Origin of the sequence: Micromonospora sp. M51 (genome assembly GCF_018070305.1) — a bacterium.
GTDB classification, from domain to species: Bacteria; Actinomycetota; Actinomycetes; order Mycobacteriales; family Micromonosporaceae; genus Micromonospora; species Micromonospora parva.
On sequence record NZ_JAGPXZ010001000.1, the window covers coordinates 1 to 1870 of the forward strand.

Here is a 1870-nt window from a genome sequence, read left to right on the forward strand (position 1 = left end):
CGCCCCGACCCCCGGGCCAGCGGTCGGGGATGGCTGGTCGACGCCGATCGCCCGGCCGAGCTGGTCGAGGCGCTGCCCCTGGGCGGTCAGCCGCTGCTGGAGGGAGTCGACGGCGGCGTGCAGGTCACGACGGCGCGCGGATTCGGTGGCGGCGTGTCGTTCACCAGCGCGGCGCTGCTCGGAGAGCTGCCGGGCCAGCGCCGCGTACTCCTCGAAGGACACTGTCACCGCTCCCCGTCCGGCTCGTGCCCGTCGCCGACGTACGGGACTATCAACCGGATGCGCTGGTCGTGCCGGTCGATCAGCAGCGCCCGGTCGGCGGAGGGCGTGTAGGTCAGGTCGTGTGCGCCGAGGTGCACTGCCAGCTCGGCGCCGGGCACGTTGAGCGCGACCAGGCAGGCGACGTCGTCGCGGTTCTGGGTGCCGCCGAGGTCGTCGGCGAGCCGGCGCAGCCCCCGCCACCAGCCGAGCAGGTGCACCCCCTGCCCGGGGCCCTGACGCAGCACGGTACGCAGGTCGTCCAGCCCGGAGCGGAACGTGTCGGGGTCGGTGGCGCCGAGGACGGGCGCGGCGGCGTCCATCCCGAACACCACCAGGTATTCGCGGCCGGTGGGCTCGGCGGCCAGTGCGGCGATCCGGTCGCGCAGCCCGGTCGCGTCCAGGCGCTGCACCGGGTGGCCGGCGGCCCGCAGCGCGGCCTCGGTGTCGTCGGCGACCGGGTCGGCGACGGTGACCAGGCAGGCCAGCTGGAACCGGGCGTCGCCGGGGGTGTGCTGGCGGGCCAGGCTGAGCGTCGCGGCGCGCAGCACGTCCGCGCCGGTCGGTGCGGTGCCCACCACGGCGAGGTGCCGGCCGGGGGTGGTGTCCATGAGGAACAGTGCGGTGGTGCCGTGCACGTCGACGGTTCGGCCGACCAGGGCCATCGGGCGTCGACCACCGGGGCGCAGCCCCGCGAAGGTGCTGTCGTCCTCGATCCGCGCGGCTTCGTACCCCTTGAAGACCGCCGGTGCGCGCGAGCCCGGCGGGCGGGCCTGCCACAGCTCGTGGCGCAACGCGGCGAGGTCGGCCGCGGCGGCGTGCGCGTCCGGGAAGTGCAGCACGGTGTCGGCGCCGACCGCGCCGGCGGCGGTGTTGACCACGGCGGAGCCGACCGGCAGGGCCGCGGCGGCGTCGTTGAGCTGGTCGAGCACCCCGCCACCGCCGGGCAGCGCCACCCGCAACGCGAACTGCCCGAAGATCGCCTCGGCCCGGCCGTAGAGGGCTTCGATGCCGGTCATGCTCTGGCTGGCCAGCACCAGGTGGATGCCGTACGAGCGGCCCTTGCGGGCCAACTCCTCCAGCAGGTCGACCGCCTCGCGGGCCAGCGCGTCGTTGCCGGCGAGCAGCACGTGGAACTCGTCGATGACGGTCACGATGCGCGGCAGCGGATTGTCCCGGGGCAGGTCGGCGAGCTTGGTGACGCCGTGCCGTTTGAGCGCGGTGGCCCGGCGCTGGGCTTCCCGGCGCAGCTCGCGCAGCACCGCGAGACCGTACTCGCGGTCGGACTCGATGCCGACGGCACGGGCGTGCGGCAGCCAGGACGGGTCCCGACCGGTGGGCACGAACTCGGTGAAGCTCACGCCCTCCTTGAAGTCGAGCAGGTAGAGCTGCAACTCGGCCGGCGAGTAGCGGGCGGCCAACCCGTAGAGGACGTCGAGGAGGAAGACGGTCTTGCCGGCACCGGTGCGCCCACCGACCAGCCAGTGCGGGGTGGCGTCGTCGATGGCGAGCGTCAGCGCGGTGGCGAAGGGCGCCGTCGACCCGCCGCCGGCCCGGCCGATCACCGTAGGCAGAGCGGTGCTGGCGGCCTCGGCGCAGCGCCGTTCGGGCC

Annotated in this window: 1 protein-coding gene and 1 pseudogene; both read right to left on the reverse strand. The window is 75.1% G+C overall.

What is annotated here, in order from left to right; translation table 11 throughout:
• Positions 1-222 (reverse strand): annotated as a pseudogene (locus KBX53_RS31745) (hypothetical protein); the annotation flags it as partial.
• Between the two features lie 2 nt (positions 223-224).
• A partial coding sequence (locus tag KBX53_RS31750) for an FtsK/SpoIIIE domain-containing protein (RefSeq protein ID WP_210863493.1) occupies positions 225-1870 on the reverse strand: 1646 nt, incomplete at its 5' end.